Origin of the sequence: Nocardia cyriacigeorgica, assembly GCF_010858045.1 — a bacterium.
In the GTDB taxonomy this organism is placed as follows: Bacteria; Actinomycetota; Actinomycetes; order Mycobacteriales; family Mycobacteriaceae; genus Nocardia; species Nocardia cyriacigeorgica_E.
This window is the reverse complement of record NZ_JAAGVC010000293.1, coordinates 1-297: the sequence shown is the minus strand read 5'-3', so window position 1 is coordinate 297 and position 297 is coordinate 1. Positions and strand designations below refer to the sequence as shown.

General features: G+C 68.7%; 1 protein-coding gene. It reads right to left on the bottom strand.

What is annotated here, in order from left to right; translation table 11 throughout:
* A partial coding sequence (locus GV790_RS29770) for an NAD(P)-binding domain-containing protein (protein ID WP_163818140.1) occupies positions 1 to 297 on the bottom strand: 297 nt, incomplete at both ends.

Genomic DNA, 297 nt, shown 5'->3' with positions numbered 1-297 from the left:
GCCGTGGTGCTGGTCACATTGATCAGCTGGCGACCTGCCAGCTGATCGGCGATCGGGTCGAGCGTGCTGTGCACTGACCTGTGGTCCAGCAGCACCGCGATGATCACCGGGCTCGCCGTCACTGCTTCGTCGACTGCGGCGGTTGTCCGCGCGCCGGCGGTGACGAGTTCGGCGTCCTTGCCGGGTGTGCGGTTCCAGATCGTCACCGTACGACCGCCCTTCAGCAGTGTCGCGACGAAGGCCTGTCCCATGGCGCCGAGGCCGAGGACGGTGACCGGGGGGTGGGTGGTGTCGGGC